The sequence below is a fragment of the Massilia sp. TWR1-2-2 genome, assembly GCF_049897565.1.
Classification (GTDB): domain Bacteria; phylum Pseudomonadota; class Gammaproteobacteria; order Burkholderiales; family Burkholderiaceae_D; genus JAFCUW01.
Genome location: NZ_JAFCWM010000030.1, coordinates 46,884 through 53,393, shown reverse-complemented (window position 1 = coordinate 53,393; position 6,510 = coordinate 46,884). Strand labels below are relative to the sequence as shown.

The following is a 6,510-nucleotide window of genomic DNA, read 5'->3' as shown; positions in this document are numbered from 1 at the left end:
ACCGAAATCAGTTTTACCTTGGCCTTGGTCACCATACAGAACGAACTGCTAATGATCGGGCCGGCCACCGCGCAGGGAAAACTTCCTGCAATACTGAAGCGATTGCGTGAAAGGCTGGTACTAGACCTGAAAGCCCAACGACCCGGACGAAAGTTCGCCCGGGTCGTTAAAGCAGTAGCGCAGCGCTATCCCGAAAAACGATTGACGAAAAAGACGACTGAGGGAAAAAAAGCTTAACTTAGCGGCATTTAGGTCTGACCCCGATGTTGTCTGGGGCATCGGAAAGGCGTTGCAAAGCGCAATTTGGGGTCAGACCTAGGTCTGACCCCGATGTTGTCTGGGGCATCGGAAAGGCGTTGCAAAGCGCCGGCCCATCAAAAAAGCCGCCCGGCTTGCACCGGGCGGCTTTTACAGGAATGAACCTGGATTACTTGGTGACGGTGCGGCTGCCGACCACTTCAACCGTCACGCGACGGTTCTTGGCGCGGCCTTCAGCGGTCTTGTTGTCAGCAACTGGCTGCGACTCGCCCTTGCCTTCAACGTAGACGCGCGATGCTTCGATGCCTTTCGACACCAGGTAAGCCTTGACGGCTTCAGCGCGACGCAGCGACAGCTTCTGGTTGTAAGCATCGGTACCGACCGAGTCGGTGTGGCCGACGGTCACGATGGCTTCGGTGTTCATGCCGGCCAGGTTAGCGACCAGGCCGTCGAGTGCTGCCTTGCCGTCGGCCTTGACGATCGACTTGTCGAAGTCAAACAGCGACTCGGCCGAAAACGAAACCTTTTCCGACACTGCCACCGGGGCTGGTGCTGGTGCAGGCGCCGGTGCTTCGACGACGCGCGGTGCTGGCATTGGCTCAGCGACTGGCGGCGGCGTGTAGACGACTGGACGAGCTGTTGGACGGCCGAGCTTGTAGACCAGGTTGATCGACGCGACGTTGACGTCAGCACGGTTTTCCAGGCCATCCTTCAGGCGATAACGCTCGACTTCGCCGCGCACTGCCAGCGCTTCGGTGAACTTGAATTCTACGCCGACGCCAGCTTTAGGCTGGAAATTCTTGGCACGGTCGTCGCCGCCGCGGTAGCCGCGGTTGTTGATGAACTGGTCGACAACGCGGGAGTAGTTACCACCGACGCGGCCGTAGACCGAGAAACGCTCGGACATTGGCAGCATGGCAACCAGGTCCAGGCTGACGCCACGGGCGCCGAAGTTGCGCACCAGAGAACCACCGTTGAAGGTCGACGCGGCGTAGGTGAACTTGCCTAGGTCGTAGTAAGCGGCTTCGACAGCGAAGTTGCGGCTCAGTTGCTTACCGATCAGCAGTTTGCCGGCGGTGTCTTTGTGGTCCTGGGTGAACGAGTTGATCGTGCCGGTCGAACCAAAACGACGGAACATGTCCGAGTTGTCGACGAAAGCGCGCGACTGGCCGATGCCTGCACCAATGTACATCGCGTGGTTCGCCCAGTCAGGGTTGACGAAGTCGCTTTGCGCCATTGCACCTTGGCTAGCCAGAACGGCTGCGGCGATTGCGGTCAAGGAGATCATTTTTTGAGCAAGTTTCATTTTTTTATCCGTATTGATGTTGTTAATGGTTGGTATTCAGCTTTAATTTCTTCCCGTTGCCTACCGCCTCTAGCGGTGGCGGGAAACTATGCGGTCGAGCGTTTTGTGTTTCGACGTTGGACTCTACTATTGCCGCTTTACACTTTCTGCTCTGTTCGCTAACACTCATAGCAAATAGAATGCGAACAATTTGTGGCAATAAAACAACAGCGAGTCCGGTTGTTAGTTCATCGTCGTGCGGGTGCCCACTACCTCGACAGTCACGCGGCGATTCTTGGCGCGGCCTTCGGCAGTCTTGTTGTCCGCCACCGGCTGGGTCTCGCCCTTGCCTTCGACGAACACGCGTGCAGCGTCGACGCCCTTCGATACCAGGTAGGCCTTGACCGCTTCGGCGCGGCGCAGCGACAGCTTGGCGTTGTAGGCGTCGGTGCCGATCGAGTCGGTGTGGCCGACGGTCACGATCGCTTCGGTGTTCATGCCCTGCAGGTTGGCCAGCAAGCCGTCCAGCGCTGCCTTGCCGTCAGCCTTGACGATCGACTTGTCGAAGTCAAACAGCGATTCGGCCGAGAACGACACCTTCTCCGACACCGGCTGCGGCTTTGGCGGCGGCGGCGGTGCTGCTTCGACGACGCGCGGGGCCGGCATCGGCTCGGCAACTACCGGCGGCGGCGTGTAGACGACCGGGCGCGCGGCCGGGCGGCCCAGCTTGTAGACCAGGTTGATCGACGCCATGTCGACGTCGCCACGGTTGCCGACCGCATCGTTGATCCGGTAGCGCTCGACGTCGGCGCGCACTGCCAGTGCTTCGCTGAACTTGTATTCCAGGCCGAGACCGGCCTTGGCGTTGAGCTTGCGCTCGCTCGGGTTCGGATTGGTCACCGCGTACAGGCGGTTGGCGGTGAAGTGCGGGCTGGCCTTGGCGTAGTTCATGCCGGCACGGGCATACACCGAGAAGCGCTGCGACAGCGGCAGCTGGCCGACCAGGTCGAGGTTGACGCCGCGAAAACCGACTTCGCCGTTGAGCGCGCCGTTGCCCGACGTGGTCGAGTTAAAGCCGAACTTGCCGAGGTCGAACACGCCGGCCTCGATGGCGAAGTACTGGTTCAGCTGCTTGCCGACGAACAGCTTGCCGCCGGTGCCGCGCTCGTCGGTAGTAAAGCTCGTCAGCGTGGCGCCGTTGGCGGTCAGGCTGCGGATCAGGCGCTCGTCGTCGATGGCGGCACGCGACTTGCCGATGCCGGCGCCGACGTACCAGGCGCTATTGGCCCAGTCCGGGTTGACGAAGGTGTCTTCACCTGCCCAGGCAGCCTGGCTGGCCAGGATGGCGCATGCGACCGCGGTCAGCGTGCCCAGTTTGTTAGCTGATTTCATATGATTCTCCGGATTCGGTAGGTGATTATTTAGTGATCTGGTTGTTGCGCAGGGTCACAGCGGCGCCAGACAGCACGCGTCCGTTGAGCAGCGTGGTGTTGTCGCCGACGGTGATGGCGGCCGACTGACCGAGTACCGAACCCTTGAAGACGCTGTTCGCGCCCAACGTGGTCGGGCCGACCGGCACCCAGGTCACGTTGTCGGCGGTGGCGCCGTTGTTGAGGGCGACGATCGAATTGGCGGTCGTGTTCAGCGTGGTCTGGGTGCGGAAGATGTACACGCCAGGGCCGTTCAGGGTCAGCGTGCCGGTGATGCTGATCGAGCCGGCGTAGCAGTACACGCCAGGGCTCAGCGTAGCGCCGCCGAGGTCGATGCCGCTGGCCGAGCTGACGTCGCAGGTACGGCTGTTGGCGTCGGTGATGGCAACTTGCAGGTCAGCCAGTGCATTGGTCAGCTCGGCGCCCGATTTGTAGTTAGTGTAAGGACCAGCGATGGTCGGATCGGTGGTTTGCGACGGCGAGCCGACGTCGCCGGTGATCAAGGTAGTGCCGCCCGAGTTGTTGGTCAGCGCGGTGCCGGCCAGAACCGCAAAGCTGGTAGCGCGGCCCAGGTTGACTGGTGCCGAGGCAGGTGGTGGCACGGCGGCGCCGACGGTCAAGCTTGCGCTACCAGACAGCAGGCCGGAAGTTGCCGTGATGGTGGTGGTGCCGGTGGCGACGCCGGTGGCGACACCGGTGTTGAGCACGGTGCCGATGGCGGTGTTGCTCGACGTCCAGGTCACGGTCGAGGTGACGTTCGCGGTGGAGTTATCCGAGTAGGTGGCGGTGGCGGTGTACTGCTGGGTGCCGGTGAGGGCAACGTTGGCGCTGGCCGGAGTGACGACGATGCGCGTCAGGGCGACGTTGGCGATCACGGTGGCGGTGGTGGTGGCGCTCTGGCCGTTGTAGCTGGCGGTCACGACGGACGAACCGGCGGCGACGCCGGTGACCAGGCCATTGGCCAGGCCGACGGAGGCGTTACCGGCGAAGCTCGACGTGAACGACGTGGCGCTGGTGACGTCGGCGGTAGTGCCGTTCGAGAACGTTGCGGTCGCCGTCAACTGGCGCACGGCGCCAATTTGCAGCACTGGCGCCTGTGGCGTCAGTGCCAGCGAGACCAGCGTAACCGGGTTGACGGTCAGGGTGGTGCTGCCCGACAGGGCGCCGGAGGTCGCGCTGATCACCGACGTGCCGGCAGCTAAGCCCAGAGCGCGGCCGGTGACGGCGTCGATCGTGGCGACGGTCGTGGTGGCCGAGCGGAAGGTCGACAGCGCAGTGATGTCACGCGTGGTGTTGTTGCTGAACGTGCCCATCGCGCTGAACTGCTGGGAGGCGCCGATGTTGACCGACGGGTTCGCCGGCAGCACGGCGATCGACACCAGCGCCGCTGGCAGCACGGTCAGGGTCGACGAGCCGCTCTTGCCGCTGAAGGCCGCGGTGACGACGGCGTTACCGACGCTGACGCCGACGGCGACGCCGGAGGTGGCATTGACGGTGGCGACAGCCGGGGTGGCCGAGGTCCATGCGGCGCCGACGCTGACGTCGCGCGACGAGCCGTCCGTGTAGGTGGCGGTGGCGACCAGCTTCTGGCTGGCGCCGATGGCGACCGAGGCGGTCGCCGGGGTCACTGCCACGCTGACGAGATCGGCGGCCGGCAGGCCGAGGATCGGATCGCGGCCCTGGTCACCGCCACCGCCGCAACCGGCGACGAGCGCGGCGGCGAGGAAGCCGGCGGCGCAACATAGAGTTCTGGAATAGCGCTTCAGAGCGTTCATGGTATTTCCTTCTTTTGGTAGCTGTAGCTTTTCGGACAACACCGAGTGGGTTCACGCGGTGGATCGAAAACACGGTTGGTTGATCTAACGTTGGCAATCGACTATTGACGTTCACTATTACTTGTTGGGGACAACGAGTATGTTCGGTAACGCGCTTAGCTTGAAAGACAGAAACATTTACACCGATTAACAACACTTTATATGCTCGCAATGTCCGTCATGTCTGCCTTTCGGTTCTACGGTGAGCTAAACGTGTTCCTGGCCCCGGCGCGGCGGCAGCGGTCGTTCGCCGGCGCTTGCGCGCAGGGTGCCAGCGCCAAGCACATGATTGAAGCGCTGGGGGTGCCGCATACGGAAGTTGAGTTGGTGCTGGTGAACGGCACGCCGGCGCCGTTCGACTGGCCGCTGCGCGATGGCGACCGGGTGGCGGTGTATCCGCGCTTTGCCATGCTGGACGTCGGCGCGATGGCGCAATTGCGTGCGCCGGCCGCGGCGCCGCGGCGCTTCATCGCCGACGCCCACCTCGGCGGCCTGGCGCGCCTGTTGCGCATGGCCGGTTTCGACACGCTGTACGACAACGGCTTCGATGACGATGAGATCGAGCAGATCGCCGGCGCCGAGCAGCGGGTGGTGCTGACGCGCGACCGCGAGCTGCTCAAGCGGCGCAGCATCGCGCACGGGCGCTACGTGCATGCGCTGCGGCCGGCGGCGCAGCTGGCCGAGGTGCTCGACCGCCTGCGCCTGCGCGCCGACGCCGCGCCTTTTTCGCTGTGCCTGCACTGCAACGCGCCGTTGCGCCGCGCCGCCAAGGCCGCGGTGTTCGAGCGCCTGCCGCCAAGCGTGCCCGAACTGCTTCACGAGTTCAGCAGCTGCGACGTGTGCCACCGGGTGTACTGGAAGGGATCGCACTGGCGGCGCATGAGCGCGCTGCTGCAAGCTCCCTACTAACGGTAATCGCGGGACGGTAAACGCACACATTTCCCCAAAAACAGGGTCAGACCCCGATGGGACGATGCGCCGGGCCGGACTCGACGTAGCCGCGCTCCATGGCGGCGTCCTGGTTCTCGCAGATCGCCATCGCGGTGCGCATGCGCCGGAAGCCGACTGTTCGTAGAACCCTTCCCTGCCGGGCACTGAATAGAGGATGACTTTCTTGTGGCCGGCGCAAAGGCGCAGCAGTTCGGCGACGATTTGCTTCCCCAGGCTGATCCCACGGTGCGACGGCAGCCCGGCGATGTCGCCCAGATAGGCAACGTAGACGCCATCGGCGAGCGCTCGGCCAACGCCAACGAGCGCGGCGCCGTCGTGCACGAAGCACACAAACATGCTGTTGACGAAAGCGATCTTCAGATCCGCGGGCTGCTTGTTGCCCATCGGCGGCGACGCCTCGAACAGCGCCGACAGCTCCGCCAGGTCGATCCCGTCGAGCGAGTACGACCAGCGCAGCGCGCTCAACCCTTGACCGGGGTGAACGCCAGGTCGCCGACGACCGTGTTCCACGGGCGCACGCGGTAGCTCGTCACCAGCCCGTGCGTGACGTAAGGGTCGGCCTTGGCGAACGCGTCCACCACGTCCGGGCTGTCGGCCTGGAATACCAGCATCGCCTGGTCGGCCGGGTCGGACAGCGCGCCGGCCAGCACCAGCTCGCCGCGCGCCTGGGCGTCCCATGCCAGCTGCAGGTGCGGCGTGCGAAATTCGCCGCGGCGCTCGAGGTAGTCTGGCGCCAGGTCATAACACAACAGGTAATGCATGCGAACTCCTT

6 protein-coding genes and 2 pseudogenes are annotated in these 6,510 nt (G+C 63.8%); 3 read left to right on the top strand and 5 right to left on the bottom strand.

What is annotated here, in order from left to right:
• Positions 1 to 237: pseudogene (locus tag ACP7DD_RS22225) on the top strand (IS4 family transposase); the annotation flags it as partial.
• Between the two features lie 190 nt (positions 238 to 427).
• Here the strand turns inward: ACP7DD_RS22225 and ACP7DD_RS22220 are convergent.
• From ACP7DD_RS22220 to ACP7DD_RS22210, 3 genes are all read right to left on the bottom strand, one after another.
• Positions 428 to 1,546 (bottom strand): OmpA family protein, encoded by a 1,119-nt coding sequence (locus ACP7DD_RS22220; RefSeq protein WP_426177015.1) that lies wholly within the window; start codon positions 1,544 to 1,546, stop codon positions 428 to 430.
• A 240-nt stretch (positions 1,547 to 1,786) separates the two neighbouring features.
• On the bottom strand, positions 1,787 to 2,935 hold the full coding sequence (locus ACP7DD_RS22215; protein ID WP_426177013.1) for an OmpA family protein: 1,149 nt from the start codon (positions 2,933 to 2,935) through the stop codon (positions 1,787 to 1,789).
• 25 nt (positions 2,936 to 2,960) lie between these two features.
• On the bottom strand, positions 2,961 to 4,748 hold the full coding sequence (locus ACP7DD_RS22210) for an ice-binding family protein (RefSeq protein ID WP_426177012.1): 1,788 nt from the start codon (positions 4,746 to 4,748) through the stop codon (positions 2,961 to 2,963).
• A gap of 210 nt (positions 4,749 to 4,958) precedes the next feature.
• On the opposite strand from ACP7DD_RS22210, the gene ACP7DD_RS22205 reads away from it, so the two are divergent.
• Complete coding sequence (locus tag ACP7DD_RS22205; RefSeq protein ID WP_426177011.1) at positions 4,959 to 5,696, top strand: Mut7-C RNAse domain-containing protein; 738 nt, start codon at positions 4,959 to 4,961, stop codon at positions 5,694 to 5,696.
• A gap of 222 nt (positions 5,697 to 5,918) precedes the next feature.
• On the opposite strand, the pseudogene ACP7DD_RS22200 reads toward ACP7DD_RS22205, so the two are convergent.
• Positions 5,919 to 6,074, bottom strand: a pseudogene (locus ACP7DD_RS22200) (GNAT family N-acetyltransferase); the annotation flags it as partial.
• Between ACP7DD_RS22200 and ACP7DD_RS22195 the strand changes: the two are divergent.
• Positions 6,073 to 6,210 (top strand): hypothetical protein, encoded by a 138-nt coding sequence (locus ACP7DD_RS22195; protein ID WP_426177010.1) that lies wholly within the window; start codon positions 6,073 to 6,075, stop codon positions 6,208 to 6,210. The pseudogene ACP7DD_RS22200 and the gene ACP7DD_RS22195 sit on opposite strands and share 2 nt — an antisense overlap.
• Here the strand turns inward: ACP7DD_RS22195 and ACP7DD_RS22190 are convergent.
• Positions 6,200 to 6,499, bottom strand: a complete 300-nt coding sequence (locus ACP7DD_RS22190) for a YciI-like protein (protein ID WP_426177009.1) — start codon at positions 6,497 to 6,499, stop codon at positions 6,200 to 6,202. The genes ACP7DD_RS22195 and ACP7DD_RS22190 overlap by 11 nt on opposite strands.
• Positions 6,500 to 6,510 lie beyond the last annotated feature (11 nt).